This is a genomic window from Actinocorallia populi (assembly GCF_002995495.1).
Taxonomy (GTDB): domain Bacteria; phylum Actinomycetota; class Actinomycetes; order Streptosporangiales; family Streptosporangiaceae; genus Actinocorallia; species Actinocorallia populi.
This window is the reverse complement of record NZ_PVZV01000004.1, coordinates 175,431-188,181: the sequence shown is the minus strand read 5'-3', so window position 1 is coordinate 188,181 and position 12,751 is coordinate 175,431. Positions and strand designations below refer to the sequence as shown.

Genomic DNA, 12,751 nt, shown 5'->3' with positions numbered 1-12,751 from the left:
AGGAGGTGAGTGGTGGCGGCGACGGTGATGGCTCCGGAGAGCGTGACCTGGCGGGTGCACATCGATCGGACCATGTGGGTGGGCGGGGTGCGCAGCCTGATGCTGCAGGCGCTGCACCCGATGGCGATGTGGGGGGTGTGGCAGAACAGCAACTTCCAGGAGGACCCGTTCGGGCGGCTGCAGCGGACCGCGGACTTCGTGGGGGTGGCGACGTTCGGCTCGCGCGAGGACATCGAGCCGCTGGCCGCCAAGGTCCGGCAGATCCACCGCAGCCTGCGGATCCTCAACCACGACACCGGCAAGAAGGAGCGGCTCGACCAGCCCGAGTTCCTGTTGTGGGTGCACTGCGCCGAGGTCTTCTCCTACCTGGAGACCGCGCGCAGGGGCGGGCTCCCGCTCACCGACAAGATGGCCGACCGGTACCTGGACGAGCAGCGCGAGGTCGCCGCCCACGTCGGGCTGCACGCCGAGGACGTCCCGGCCACCGTGGCCGAGACCGAGGCCTACTTCCTGGAGATGCGGCCGAGGCTCCGGGTCACCGACGAGGCCCGCGAGACCGTCAGGTTCCTGCTGTGGCCGCGGATGCCCGAGAATCTCAAGTTCCTCGCCCCCGGCAAGCCCGCCTGGTTCCCGTTCGGGGCCCTGTGCTACTACACGCTGCCCAAGTGGGCGCGCGACATGTACGGGCTGCTGCCGGAGGTGCCGCAGCCCGCGGTGACGGCCGCGCTGCGCTCGTTCCGGATGGCGATGAACTCCATCCCCGAGAGCGTGCACGACCTCGCGTTCATGAAGCCGACCCGCGAGATGCTCGAGCGCAGCCGCCAGGCGCTGGCCGCGGAGGGCTACGACCTGGGCGGCGGGCTGATCGGGTTGCGCGACCCCCGGCGCTGGCCGTCCGGCAGGGTGCTCACTCCGGCCTGACGGGAGCCGCCGCGTCCTCGCCGGCCAGGCCGGACCAGGGGTCCTTGAGCGCGGCGGCGGCCCTGCCCTCGGGGCAGTGCCGGGCGAAGTCGCACCAGCCGCACAGCGGCCCGGTGCGGGGCGGGAAGGCCGCGTCGTACGGGGCGTGCTCGACCGCGCCGCCCGTCCGGCGCGGCGCGGGGCCGCCGCGGTAGGACTCGTCGGCGTCGGCGCACTCCATGGCGGTCTGCTCGGCCCGGCGCAGGTGCCGGGCCAGCGACTCCTCGGTGTGCTCCCACACCGCGACCGTCCGGGTCGGCAGGTGGTGCAGCTCGACCGTCCGGCAGGGGCGGCGCAGCACCCGCGCGGCCGCGACGGCGTACAGGGCCAGCGCCAGCGAGCCGCGCGCGTCGTCGGGCCCGAGCGGGCGGCGGCCCGTCTTGTAGTCGACGACGGCCAGCTCCCCGCCCCGGTGGTCCAGCCGGTCGATCCGGCCGGAGACCGCGATCACCTCGGTGCGGGCGGCCACGGTGCGCTCCACGCCCGCCGGCTCGCGCTCCGGGTCCAGGCCCTCCGCGTACTCCTCGACCATGATCCGGGCCCGTTCGCGCCACGCCCGTGACTGCTCGGCGTCGCGGAACCCGTCGGTCAGCCACCCCCGGACCAGCAGCGCGCCCGCCGCCTGCGGCGTTCGCTCGGCCCGGGGCAGCCGCCAGTAGCCCGCGAGGGCGTTGTGGACGGCCGCGCCCACGCTGTTGTGCGCCCACGGCAGGCCCTTGGACGGCTGCGGCCGGTCCAGATACGTCATCCGGTACCGGCGGGGGCAGTCCAGCCAGGTGTTCAGCCGTGACGGGGTGCACGCATAGAGCCGGCGCGGCATCCCCTCGAGCCCGAGTTGCTCCACGGGGCCCGCGTCACTCCTCTTCTTCGGCGCCGGCCTGCTGCAGCGAGTACCAGGACTCCCAGCGGTCGGCCTCCTCGCCGACCGTGGTCTCCTCGCCGCTGCCCGGCAGGACGCGCGTGTCGGCCGGAAGCTGGCCGAACTGGGCGGTGATGGAGTTCAGCTGGGTGTGCAGGTCGAGGTAGACGCCGCCGTAGGAGCCCGGACGGCCGCGCCACAGCGTGCCGCCGGTGACCAGGATGCCGTCGCTCTCGCCGTACAGCGAGATGCTGCCCGGGGTGAAGCCCGGCGTGTGCAGCACCTCCAGCTGGATCCCGGCGATCTCGAAGGTGCCGCCCTCCTCCAGGTACTGGTCGGGCTCCAGGGAGCGCAGCTCCTCGTCGTCGGTGTCCTTGGCGAGCTTGCGGAAGTAGTCGCGCCACAGGCTCCGGTCGCCGCGGTGCAGCAGGATCGGGGCGTCCCCCCGCTCCTCGTCCGCGGAGACCTCCAGGACGGTGCTGACGATGTTGTCTCTGCCGTTCGTGCAGACCACGGCCATGACCTCGCGCCCGTCGACCGCCTTGAGGACGGCCTCGACGTCGTTGGCCGGGTCGATCACGATGACGGCCTCGTCATCGCCGACGACCCAGGTGTTCGCCTCCGTCGTGAAGACCTCGTCGTCCACGGTCACGGGGCCACTGGTCACAATCTGTTCAATGCGCGCAGTCACCCGCGAAGCCTATCCTTCCTTGCCGAATGAACGCACGACCCGAGCGGAGAGCGTGCGCGACAGAAAAACAATGACTGATTTGTCCGGAATCATCAGACCGCCGGTAGATCGCCCAACCGGGGACACGGCGCTCCGAAGGGCAGGTCGAGGACCATGCCGGGCTCCCGGAGGTCGATGAACTGGAACTGGTCGGCCATCAGGGCCCCCGCCTCGGCCGGCCACAACAGCGCCCACAGCCAGCGGCCCCTGGCCTCTCCCGCGTAGACGGCGACCCCGGGCCCGGCGTCGACCGACCACAGCGGCACCGGCCTGCCCTCCGCGTGGACCTTGGCGTGGGCGGGCCCCTCGTCGAACCCCGGCCCCGGGTCGGGACCGCGCAGCCCCGCGAGGCGCGCACCGAGCCCCACCCCGACCTCCTCGGCGACCAGCAGCAGGTCGGCGGGCCCGGCGGTCAGGCCGGGGCCCGAAAGCGCCACCGCCGCGGCGCGCGCGCCGGTGTGCTCGTCGCCCGCGTGCAGGAAACCGGTGACCAGCCAGCCCATCGGCAGCGGCCACGGCAGCCAGATCGGCACCCGGGCACGGGAGCGGACCACCGCCAGACCCTCCTCGGACGGGCTGGCGGGCGGCTGGAGGGGCAGAACGGCACCGTGCACCGGGCAGGTCCAGTCGGCGGACCTTGCGTTCGGCGGCACGACGGTCCTACCGCAGCGGGGGCAGGTGGGTTCCGGTCTCACGTTTACCCACAGTCGTAGTCAGAGGCCGTCAAGTCAAGGCGGAAGAGCCCATCAACTCCCCCAGGAGTCTTTACTGGAGGCATGTCCGAGGAGCCGTACGGGAGGCCGCGCTGCGTGGGCGGGGTGGTGGTGCGAGGGGGCGAACTGCTGATGGTCCTGCGGGGGCGCCCGCCGGGCGCCGGGCTGTGGTCGCTCCCCGGCGGGCGGGTCGAGCCGGGCGAGACCGACGCCGAGGCGGTGGTGCGGGAACTGCGCGAGGAGACCGGGCTGGCGGTCGCCGCCGGGGCCCTCCTGGGATCGGTGGAGGTCTCCGGATACGAGGTCCACGACTACCTCTGCACCGTGACGGGCGGGGACCTGGCCGCCGGGGACGACGCCGCGGACGTCCGCTGGGTGCCCCTGGCCGAGGTGGCGGGCCTCGCGGTGACGGCCGGTCTGGTCGAAACGCTCCGTTCCTGGCGGGTCATACCCGAGTAAAATCAAGTTTCGCGCCCGCACCGGCCCACGGCAGGCCACGTCGCTCCGAGGAGACGCCCCCGATGCAGCAGGTCGAGTTCCGGCTGGAAGAACGCCAGCGGAAGGTCTATCTGGCCCTGGCGGCCGTCTGGGGCGTGATCGGGCTCCTGCGCCTCTTCACCAGCGTCCCCAGCGCCCTGGTGGCCTTCGCGGTCGGCGGGGCCATGGTCCTGTACTACTTCCAGTTCGCGAAGTTCGGCCTGACCCTGAGCCCGCAGGGCCTGACCATGAACGGCTGGCAGACCCGCACCTACCCCTGGGCGCAGGTCCAGTCGGTGGAGAAGCAGAAATGGTGGTTCCAGGACCGCGTGCTCGTCCGCTTCACCGACGGCACCAGCCGCCGCGCCTGGGCGCCCCTGCACTACTTCTCGATGCCCGACCCCGAGTTCGCCCTCAAGCTCCAGGGCCTCCAGCAGTGGCACGTCCAGTACGCCGGCCTCCCGCCCGTCCAGCAGCCCCAGCAGCCCTTCGGCGCCCCCCAACAGGCCTTCGGCGCCCCGCCGCAGCCCTTCGGCGGCCCCCAGCACGCGTTCGGCGCCCCCGCCCAGCAGCCGCCCGCGCCCCCGTACGGCCAGCCCCAGCCCTACGGCCAGCAGCCCCCGTACGCGCAGCAGCCGCCTTACGGCCAGCCCCCGGCGCCCGCCCCCCAGCCGCAGTACGGCCAGCCGCAGCCCCAGCAACAGCAGCAGACCCCCGGCGAGTGGACTCAGGTCTTCGGCGCGGGGAACCCCAACCCCCCGGCCTGATACGTCCCGTACGGCGGCGCCGCCCGCGGCGGCGTCACCGTCGCGACGTTCATCAAGCGGCTCAGGCACAGGACGGCGACGGTGAACAACACCAGTCCCGTCAGGTTGGGCAGCATGCGGTACCAGGCGTCCTCGTCCTCCCCCGCGATGCCGAACCGGCCCGTGACGGCCACGACGACCATGATTCCCGTGAAGCTCACCGTCTGGAGAGCGATCATGGCCTCCACTCCGCCGGTCTTCACCATCAGCCAGCCGTACACGACCGCCATGAAGACGACACCGGCCATCTCCGCCGGATCACCGGAGCCGAGCATGGCCAGGCTCATCAGGCAGGTCGCGGCGATCCCGGGCCACGGGGACCCGAGCACGCGGGCCGCCACCCCGGCGAACCCGTCGCGGCGGCCGCCGTCGGCCCTCTGCAGGGTGTACGCGCCGACGGCCTGGATCACCCAGCCGCGCAGGAGCTCCATCAAGATCACGTAGGCCGAGGCCGTCAGCATCATCATGGCCAGGGAAGCCCAGTCCTCCTTCCCCCCGTCCCATCTCACCGTGAAGGGTTCGTCCTTCACGAGGGCGTTGACCATCAGGATGACTCCGTAAGTGAAGGCGAAGTATCCGCCTGCGGGGATCATGCAGACCCCGAGCCAGCCCCAGCGCACCCGGCCGAGCACCGAGAACGCCGTACCCATGGGGCGGCGGGAGACCGCCCAGACCGCGAACGGCACGACCGGCAGCAGCGACCCGCTGATCAGGAAGAACTTCGCCGCCGACCCCACCATGCCGAATTCCGCCTTCAGCGGCTCCGGTGGCTTCCCTGTCAGCGCGAAGACCACCACCGACCAGAACACCAGTGCCAGGAGGAGGGCGGGCACCGCGGCGAGGAGCAGCACGCACAGTCCTACCGGAGAGTGCCACCACCTGTACCGCGCCGTCCGGCCCTGCTGGTGGAAAGGGGTGCCCGGCGCGGGCGCCGCGGTCCAGGGTCTCCTGCCCTCCGGGAGCCGGTGCCCTTGGAGAGGCGGGCCCGGCACCGGGTACCGGTATCCCCCTGCCGGAGGGGCGGGGGAGGCGGCAGGGGGCGGGAGCGGTGGCAGGAACCGCGGGCGGAGGGCGCCAGGAGGATCCCTGCGCGTGATGGTGGGATCGTCGCCTGGAAGGTCCCTGCGGGTGATGGTGGGATCGTCGGGGGACGGGGGCATGCACGGAAGGCTAGGCCGCGGTGATCACCCTGGCGTCACGGTGGCGATGTTCATGCGGCGGCGGAGCCACAGGACGAGAACGACGAAGACGATCAGGGGCGGCATGTCGGACAGGAGGTAGTACCAGGGGGCGGCGCCCTGCTGGAGGGAGTCCTCGAGGTCGCCGGCGGCGGCGGTGACGCCGAAGGCCAGCAGGTTGTTCAGGACGTGCAGGGCGATCGGGGCCTCCAGGCCGCCGGTCTTGACGGCCAGCCAGCCGCAGGCCACCGCCCAGAGGAAGATGTCGACCATCGCCCAGGTGCGGTAGCCGTGGCCGGCGACGAAGAGGGCGCTGCTGATGAGGATGGCGGGCCACGGCGTGCCGAACGCCCGGCCCAGGACGCGGGTGAGGGCGTTGCGGTGGGAGCCGTCGGGGCGGCGCAGGGTGCAGCCGCCGATCGCCTGCAGCAGCCAGCCGCGGAAGACGAACTCCTCGGCGCTGGACTGGAACGGCACCAGCAGCAGGATCACCAGGGCCGGGGCCCAGAAGGCGCTCCAGCCCACCCACTCCCCCACCAGGGGCTCGTCGTCGGTGAAGACGGCCGTCACGATCATGCCGGTCACCAGGGAGACCGCCACGTAGACCAGGGCCGCCAGCGCGCACGCGCCCAGCCAGCGCCAGCGCATCCGGCCCAGCACCGAGATGACCGTGCCCATGGGGCGGCGGGAGAAGATCCAGACGGCCAGCGGGACCAGCGGGATCAGCACGCCGAGCATGACGAGCTGGAGGGCGAGGTCCTCCAGCGGACCGCCGACGAGCTGGTCGCCCTCGGCCGCCGGTTCGGGCAGCTCCCCGGTGACCAGGGCGTGCCCCACCATCCAGCCGACGAACACCACGATGACCAGGAAGAAGACACCCGCCAGCAGGGCGGCCGTCCCCAGCAGCGGCCGCCACCAGCGGTGCCGTTCGGTGCGGTCCTGCTGGTGGAAGGGGGTGCCGGGCGGCGCGGGCACCACGCTCGACCGCCGCGGGACGGCGTACCCGTAGGGCGGCGATCCGGGGACGGGATGACCGGGCGGGAACCCGGGGTAGGGCTGTCCGGGCGCGTAGCCGGACGGCACGGCCCCGTAGCCGGGCGGCACGGGCTGCCCCTGGACGTGGCCGGGCGGAAACCCGGGGTAGGGCTGCCCCGGCGCGTAGCCGGACGGCAGGGTCTCGTAGCCGGGCGGTGCGGGCTGCCCCGGCGTGCCGGGGCCCTGCGGGGCGTACCCCGGGTAGGCCTGGAACGGCCCGGTGGCGGGTCCGGCTCCGGGCGCGACCTGGCCGGGCAGCAGGTAGCCGGGGGCGGTCGGGGTCGGCGCGGGCCCGGCGGGAGGCGGGGGCTGCTCCGCGGAGCGCACCGGGTAGGTGTGCTCGGCGGGCCAGGCCGCCTGGGGCTGCGGCGGAGCGAAGTCGGGCCGCCCGGAGTCCGGGGGCTGCCAGGGCGCCGGGGGCTCCTCCCGGGGGGCCTCGGCCGGCTCGTCTCTGCCCGGCTCGTCCGGTCCGGAGGGCGGGGTGGCGGATGGCGGCTCCATGGGAGGAGCCTACGCACCCGGAGCGCCTTCCAAACCGGGGAAGCCCGCCCCAGGACCTCAGGGCGCCTCGAAGCGCCGGGTGCGGGAGAGGCCCGCCGCCCGGCCCTTGGCGGCGACGACCAGCGCCATCTTCCGCGACGCCTCGTCGATCATCTCGTCGCCCAGCATCGCGGCGCCGCGCCTCTCGACCGTCGTGTAGTACTCGTAGGCCTCGAGGATCAGCTCGGCGTGGTCGTAGTCCTCCTGCGCCGGGGAGAACACCTCGTTGCCCGCCTCGATCTGCGACGGGTGCAGCACCCACTTGCCGTCGTAGCCGAGCGCCGCCGTCCGCCGTGCCGCGCGGGTGAACGCCTCGGTGTCGCGGACGTTGAAGTACGGCCCGTCGATGGCCTGCAGGCCGTAGGCGCGGCAGGCCATCAGGATGCGCATGTAGATGTAGTGGTAGGCGTCGCCCTCGGTGTAGCCGGGGGGCTGCTCGCCCACCACGAGCGTCTTCATGTTGATGGACGCCATGAAGTCGCCCGGACCGAAGACGAGGGTCTCCAGCCGCGGCGAGGAGGCGGCGATCGCGTCCACCTCGATGAGGCCGCGGGCGTCCTCGATCTGCGCCTCGATGCCGATCCCGCCGGCCGGGAGCCCGTTGGCCCGCTCGATCTGGGTGAGCAGCGTGTCCAGCCACGACACGTCCGAGGGCCGGCTCACCTTGGGCAGCATCACGCAGTCCAGCCGCTCGCCCGCGCCCTCGACCACCTCGATGACGTCGCGGTAGGTCCACTCGGTGTCGAGCGCGTTGACGCGCACGACCCGCACCTTGTTCCCCCAGTCGCCCTGGTTCAGCGCCTCCACGACGAGCTTGCGCGCGCCGGCCTTGGCGTCGACCGCGACGGCGTCCTCGAGGTCCAGGAATATCTCGTCGGCGGCGAGCCCCTGCGCCTTCTCGATGAAGCGCGGGTTGCTGCCGGGCACGGCCAGGGTGGTGCGTCGAGAGCGCTGCATGGCCGGGAGACTACCGAGCGGGTGATCAGGACCGGCAGCCGGGTTCTCCTCCGGCGCGCCGGACCGTCATGATGGGCGCATGACCGAAGCACTGGTGGACGAGGCGATGAAGAAGTCGGGTCTGGTGTGGATCGCCCTGCCCGACGGCTCCCGTCCCCGCCCGGCGTGGCACGTGTGGCACGGCGGCGCGGCCTACGTCCTGACCGGCGGCGCCGGTGAGCAGCCGCTGCCGGGGCTGCCGGAGGCCGACCGGGTCACCGTCATCGTGCGCAGCAAGGACAAGGGCGGCCGGCTGGTGTCGTGGCGGGCCGCGGTCGGCGAGGTCGCCTCGGGCACCGAGGAGTGGGACGAGGTCGCGCCGCTGCTGTTCAAGGAGCGGTTGAACGCCCGGCCGCAGCCGGACGAGACGGTGGAGGAGGGCGTTCCCTACTCCCCGGTCCCCCGCTGGGCCAGGGAGGCGTACCTGATGCGGCTCACCCCCACCGGCCTGTACCCGGAGGGGCCCGGCGAGTACGAGCCGTACTCCGCGGTGCGCCCGGTGCCGAACCCGGCGGTGAACGCCACGCGGAAACCGTTCATGCTGGGTGGCAAACGTCGCAAAGCCGACCTTTAACGTTGACCTGCTCCGATCTTGGGTAACGTCAGGGACATGAGTTCGGGGCCGTCGCGGGTGTTCATCGCGCGTCTCGCCGGGGTCGCCGTCTTCGACCCCGCGGGCGACCAGGTCGGCCGGGTGCGGGACGTGGTCGTCGCGCTGTGGTCGGGCACCGGCCGCCCCCGGGTCCTGGGCCTGGTGGTGGACGTCCCGCCGCGCCGGCCCGTCTTCCTGCCGATCACCCGGGTCACCACGTTCGACGCCAAGGCCGTCATCTTCAACGGGCGGCTCAACATGCGCCGCTTCTCCCAGCGCCCCGCCGAGACCCTGGCGATCGCCGAGATGCTCGACCGCCACGTCAGGGGCGAGGACGGGGAGGAGTACGTCGTCATCGACGTCGGCATGGAGCCGGTCAGGGGCCGGGACTGGCGCGTCACCAAGGTGGCGGTCCAGCGGCCCGCCCGCCCCCGGCGGGCCGGGGGCGTCCGCCGCCGCAGGTCCGAGACGCAGGTCCTGGACTGGGAGGAGATCAGCGGCCTGCACGTGGCGGCCGAGCAGCAGGGCGCGGTCGGGCTGATCAACGCCTTCGAGCGGCTCAAGCCCGCCGACCTGGCCAGCGTCATCCACGAGCTGTCGCCCAAGCGCCGCGGCGAGGTGGCCGCCGCCCTGGACGACGAGCGGCTGGCCGACATCCTGGAGGAGCTGCCCGAGGACGACCAGGTGGAGATCCTCGGCAAGCTCGACGTCGACCGCGCCGCGGACGTGCTGGAGGTGATGGGCCCCGACGACGCCGCCGACCTGCTGGGCGAGCTGCCGCCCGAGCAGCGCGAGCGGCTGCTGGCCCTGATGGAGCCCGACGAGGCCGAGCCGGTGCGGCGGCTGCTGAGCTACGCCGACGACACCGCGGGCGGGCTGATGACCACCGAGCCGGTGATCCTCCAGCCCGACGCCACGGTCGCCGAGGCGCTCGCCCAGATCCGCAACCCCGACCTCAACCCGGCGCTGGCCGCGCAGGTCTACGTCTGCCGCCCGCCCACCGAGACGCCGACCGGCCACTACCTGGGCACCGTGCACTTCCAGCGGCTGCTGCGCGACCCGCCGTCCACGATGATCGGCGCGATCGTCGACCCGGCGCTCTCGCCGCTGCGCCCGTCGATGTCGCTGCACACCGTGGCCGGTTACCTGGCCACCTACAACCTCGTCTCGGCTGCCGTCGTGGACGAGGACGGGCACATGCTCGGCGCGGTCACCATCGACGACGTGCTCGACCACCTGCTGCCCGAGGACTGGCGCGGCACCGTCATGGACACCGAGGACGGGCCCGTCGAGCCCTTCGACGCCGAGGCCGAGTCGCTGCGGGACGGCCGATGACCACTCCCCGCGCACGCCTGGACCAGCCCCGCGAGGTCCGCCGCCGCTTCCCCCGGCCGCACTACGACCCCGAGTCCTTCGGCGAGATCTCCGAGCGGATCGCCCGTTTCCTGGGCACCGCGCGGTTCCTGGTCTACATGTCGGTCTTCGTCGTGGCATGGGTGTCGTGGAACTTCCTGGCCCCGGCGGCGTGGCGGTTCGACCCCTACCCGTTCATCTTCCTGACCCTGATGTTGTCGCTGCAGGCCTCCTACGCCGCCCCGCTGATCCTGCTGGCGCAGAACCGGCAGGACGACCGGGACCGGGTGCAGTACGAGCAGGACCGCAGGCAGACCGAGCGCACCATCGCCGACACCGAGTACCTGACCCGGGAGATCGCCGGGCTGCGCATGGCCCTCGGCGAGGTGGCCACCCGCGACTTCCTGCGCTCGGAGCTGCAGCAGCTGCTGCGGGAGCTGGAGACCGGCCGGGACGGCGAGCCCGGCAGGCCGGACGGCCCGGGGCGGCCTCAGGCCGACAGCGCCACCGGCTGATCGTCCTGGGAGAGCTTGTGCAGCAGCGCCGTGAACTGGCTCTTCTCCGCGGCGTCGAGCCGGCCCAGCAGGTGCTCGCGGATGCCGCGGTGGTAGGTGGCGGTGGCCTTCTGCAGCCGTTCCCTGCCCTGCAGGGTCAGCACGGCGAACAGCCCCCGCGCGTCGCTGGTGCAGGTCTCGCGGCGGACCAGCCCGTCGCGCTGCAGCCGGTCGACCAGCCGGGTGAGGCCGCTGCGCGACAGCAGGACGCGGTCGGCCAGGTCGTTCATGCGCAGCCTTCCGTCCGGCTGCTCGGCCAGGTGCTGGAGCACGTCGTAGGAGCCGAGTGCGAGGTCGTGCTCGGCCAGCAGGTCCTGGTGGAGGTGGCGGGAGATCCGGACCTGCGCCCGCAGGAGGACACGCCAGACCGCAAGCTCTTCGGGCGAGATCGTCACTCCGGGGAGAGCACTCACGTCAGTCACGCAAACGATCGTAAAACGCCAGGTCTTCCGGGGTGATTCACTTCGCCGATGTTTCCGAAACGTTGCCCGCCCCCCGAGCGCGAAGGATCTACCAACCCCGCGTTCGCCGTGGGCCTGAACGTTCCATACCATGGGGACCATGGCCTCCCCTTTGACGACCGAGCAGGTGACCGCGGCGCTCGCCACGGTCAACGACCCGGAGATCCGCCGTCCGATCACCGATCTCGGCATGGTCAAGAACATCGACATCGCCCCGGACGGCGCGGTCACCGTGGGCGTCTACCTGACCGTGGCCGGCTGCCCGATGCGCGACCGGATCACCAAGGAGGTGACCGAGGCGGTCACCCGCGCCGGCGCGCCGGCGGTCCGGGTGGAGCTGGACGTCATGAGCGACGAGCAGCGCAAGGAGCTGCAGAACACCCTGCGCGGCGGCCAGCCCGCCAAGGAGATCCCGTTCGCCAAGCCCAGCTCGCTGACCAAGGTCTACGCGGTGGCCAGCGGCAAGGGCGGCGTCGGCAAGTCCTCCGTCACGGTCAACCTCGCCGCGGCCTTCGCCGCCCTCGGCCGCAAGGTCGGCGTGGTGGACGCCGACATCTACGGCCACTCCGTCCCCCGCATGCTGGGCGTGGAAGGCCGGCCCACCAAGGTCGAGGACATGATCATGCCTCCGTCGGCGCACGACGTGAAGGTGATCTCGGTCGGCATGTTCACCGCGGGCAACCAGCCGGTGGTGTGGCGCGGCCCGATGCTGCACCGCGCGCTGCAGCAGTTCCTCGCCGACGTCTACTGGGGCGACCTGGACATCCTGCTGATGGACCTGCCGCCCGGCACCGGCGACATCGCCATCTCCGTGGCCCAGCTGCTGCCGTCCGCGGACATCCTGGTGGTCACCACCCCGCAGCAGGCCGCCGCCGAGGTCGCCGAGCGGGCCGGCGCGATCGCCGCGCAGACCCACCAGCAGGTGGCGGGCGTCATCGAGAACATGTCGTACCACCTGTGCGACCACTGCGGCGAGAAGCAGTACATCTTCGGTGAGGGCGGCGGCCAGACCGTGGCCGACGAGCTCACCAGGACCCTCGGCGCCCGGGTGCCGCTGCTGGGCCAGGTCCCGCTGGACACCCGCCTGCGCGAGGGCGGCGACGCCGGCAAGCCCCTGGTCCTGTCCGACCCGGACGCCCCCGCCGCCGCCGAGCTGCGCAAGATCGCCGAGAACCTGGCGGGTCGCAGCCGCGGCCTCCTCGGCCGCCAGCTGAGCGTCACCCCGGCCGGCCGCTGACCCGTCCGCCGCACGAGCGGCGGCCGAACGCGAAGATCCCGCGTCCCCCTGGGGGGCGCGGGATCTTCTTTGCGCGGAAGTCCTCCCCGGCCTTACGGAGCCTCCCCCGGCTCGCGGGCTTCCCCGGCCTGAGAAATCTCTACGGAGTCCCGCCTCACGGGCCTCCCCGGCTCACCTTGCGGGCTTCCCGGCACGGGAGCCCTTCACAAGCCCCCGCCTCGCGGGATTCCTCGACGCGGGGACTCTTATACGGAGTTCCG

Annotated in this window: 14 protein-coding genes; 7 read left to right on the top strand and 7 right to left on the bottom strand. The window is 72.7% G+C overall.

Annotation, left to right across the window (positions count from 1 at the left end):
- Window positions 1-12: 12 nt before the first annotated feature.
- On the top strand, window positions 13-921 hold the full coding sequence (locus C2865_RS17580; RefSeq protein WP_106400029.1) for an oxygenase MpaB family protein: 909 nt from the start codon (window positions 13-15) through the stop codon (window positions 919-921).
- Here the strand turns inward: C2865_RS17580 and C2865_RS17575 are convergent.
- The 3 genes from C2865_RS17575 to C2865_RS17565 form a co-directional block, all read right to left on the bottom strand.
- A complete protein-coding gene (locus C2865_RS17575) occupies window positions 908-1,804 on the bottom strand; it encodes a RecB family exonuclease (RefSeq protein WP_106399576.1) in 897 nt (298 codons plus the stop codon). The two genes, C2865_RS17580 and C2865_RS17575, sit on opposite strands and share 14 nt — an antisense overlap.
- A 10-nt stretch (window positions 1,805-1,814) precedes the next feature.
- Entirely contained in the window at window positions 1,815-2,486 is a 672-nt protein-coding gene (locus C2865_RS17570) for an MBL fold metallo-hydrolase (protein WP_232835673.1), read from the bottom strand.
- 116 nt (window positions 2,487-2,602) lie between these two features.
- The gene (locus tag C2865_RS17565; RefSeq protein ID WP_106399574.1) at window positions 2,603-3,244 is read right to left on the bottom strand and encodes a DUF6758 family protein; all 642 of its coding nucleotides are present in this window, start codon (window positions 3,242-3,244) and stop codon (window positions 2,603-2,605) included.
- Between the two features lie 81 nt (window positions 3,245-3,325).
- Between C2865_RS17565 and C2865_RS17560 the strand changes: the two genes are divergently transcribed.
- Window positions 3,326-3,721: an NUDIX domain-containing protein gene (locus C2865_RS17560; protein ID WP_106399573.1), complete on the top strand. Its 396-nt coding sequence runs from the start codon at window positions 3,326-3,328 to the stop codon at window positions 3,719-3,721.
- Window positions 3,722-3,783: 62 nt separating this feature from the next.
- Window positions 3,784-4,506, top strand: a complete 723-nt coding sequence (locus C2865_RS17555) for a hypothetical protein (RefSeq protein WP_106399572.1) — start codon at window positions 3,784-3,786, stop codon at window positions 4,504-4,506.
- Here C2865_RS17555 and C2865_RS17550 read toward each other — a convergent pair.
- From C2865_RS17550 to C2865_RS17540, 3 genes are all read right to left on the bottom strand, one after another.
- Window positions 4,467-5,396, bottom strand: a complete 930-nt coding sequence (locus C2865_RS17550; protein WP_106399571.1) for a hypothetical protein — start codon at window positions 5,394-5,396, stop codon at window positions 4,467-4,469. The genes C2865_RS17555 and C2865_RS17550 overlap by 40 nt on opposite strands.
- Before the next feature lie 333 nt (window positions 5,397-5,729).
- Window positions 5,730-7,259, bottom strand: coding sequence for a CPBP family intramembrane glutamic endopeptidase (locus C2865_RS17545; protein WP_106399570.1), 1,530 nt, complete (start codon window positions 7,257-7,259; stop codon window positions 5,730-5,732).
- A gap of 57 nt (window positions 7,260-7,316) precedes the next feature.
- Window positions 7,317-8,255: an HpcH/HpaI aldolase/citrate lyase family protein gene (locus tag C2865_RS17540; protein WP_106399569.1), complete on the bottom strand. Its 939-nt coding sequence runs from the start codon at window positions 8,253-8,255 to the stop codon at window positions 7,317-7,319.
- A gap of 79 nt (window positions 8,256-8,334) precedes the next feature.
- Between C2865_RS17540 and C2865_RS17535 the strand changes: the two genes are divergently transcribed.
- The 3 genes from C2865_RS17535 to C2865_RS17525 are packed head-to-tail and all read left to right on the top strand — an operon-like array spanning window position 8,335 to window position 10,754.
- On the top strand, window positions 8,335-8,868 hold the full coding sequence (locus tag C2865_RS17535) for a hypothetical protein (protein ID WP_106399568.1): 534 nt from the start codon (window positions 8,335-8,337) through the stop codon (window positions 8,866-8,868).
- A 36-nt stretch (window positions 8,869-8,904) separates the two neighbouring features.
- The gene (locus C2865_RS17530) at window positions 8,905-10,221 is read left to right on the top strand and encodes a magnesium transporter MgtE N-terminal domain-containing protein (protein WP_106399567.1); all 1,317 of its coding nucleotides are present in this window, start codon (window positions 8,905-8,907) and stop codon (window positions 10,219-10,221) included.
- The gene (locus C2865_RS17525; RefSeq protein WP_106399566.1) at window positions 10,218-10,754 is read left to right on the top strand and encodes a DUF1003 domain-containing protein; all 537 of its coding nucleotides are present in this window, start codon (window positions 10,218-10,220) and stop codon (window positions 10,752-10,754) included. Before C2865_RS17530 ends, C2865_RS17525 begins: the two co-directional genes overlap by 4 nt.
- On the opposite strand, the gene C2865_RS17520 is transcribed toward C2865_RS17525, so the two are convergent.
- Entirely contained in the window at window positions 10,730-11,215 is a 486-nt protein-coding gene (locus C2865_RS17520) for a MarR family winged helix-turn-helix transcriptional regulator (RefSeq protein WP_232835671.1), read from the bottom strand. The genes C2865_RS17525 and C2865_RS17520 overlap by 25 nt on opposite strands.
- A 139-nt stretch (window positions 11,216-11,354) precedes the next feature.
- On the opposite strand from C2865_RS17520, the gene C2865_RS17515 reads away from it, so the two are divergent.
- Window positions 11,355-12,491 (top strand): Mrp/NBP35 family ATP-binding protein, encoded by a 1,137-nt coding sequence (locus C2865_RS17515; RefSeq protein ID WP_106399565.1) that lies wholly within the window; start codon window positions 11,355-11,357, stop codon window positions 12,489-12,491.
- Window positions 12,492-12,751 lie beyond the last annotated feature (260 nt).

Excerpts from the sequence above, each read along its gene's own strand:
- C2865_RS17560 (WP_106399573.1), top strand. The coding sequence starts at position 3,326 with ATGTCCGAGGAGCCGTACGGGAGGCCGCGCTGCGTGGGCGGGGTGGTG.
- C2865_RS17555 (WP_106399572.1), top strand. The coding sequence starts at position 3,784 with ATGCAGCAGGTCGAGTTCCGGCTGGAAGAACGCCAGCGGAAGGTCTAT.
- C2865_RS17545 (WP_106399570.1), bottom strand. The coding sequence starts at position 7,259 with ATGGAGCCGCCATCCGCCACCCCGCCCTCCGGACCGGACGAGCCGGGC.
- C2865_RS17540 (WP_106399569.1), bottom strand. The coding sequence starts at position 8,255 with ATGCAGCGCTCTCGACGCACCACCCTGGCCGTGCCCGGCAGCAACCCG.
- C2865_RS17535 (WP_106399568.1), top strand. The coding sequence starts at position 8,335 with ATGACCGAAGCACTGGTGGACGAGGCGATGAAGAAGTCGGGTCTGGTG.
- C2865_RS17530 (WP_106399567.1), top strand. The coding sequence starts at position 8,905 with ATGAGTTCGGGGCCGTCGCGGGTGTTCATCGCGCGTCTCGCCGGGGTC.
- C2865_RS17525 (WP_106399566.1), top strand. The coding sequence starts at position 10,218 with ATGACCACTCCCCGCGCACGCCTGGACCAGCCCCGCGAGGTCCGCCGC.
- C2865_RS17515 (WP_106399565.1), top strand. The coding sequence starts at position 11,355 with ATGGCCTCCCCTTTGACGACCGAGCAGGTGACCGCGGCGCTCGCCACG.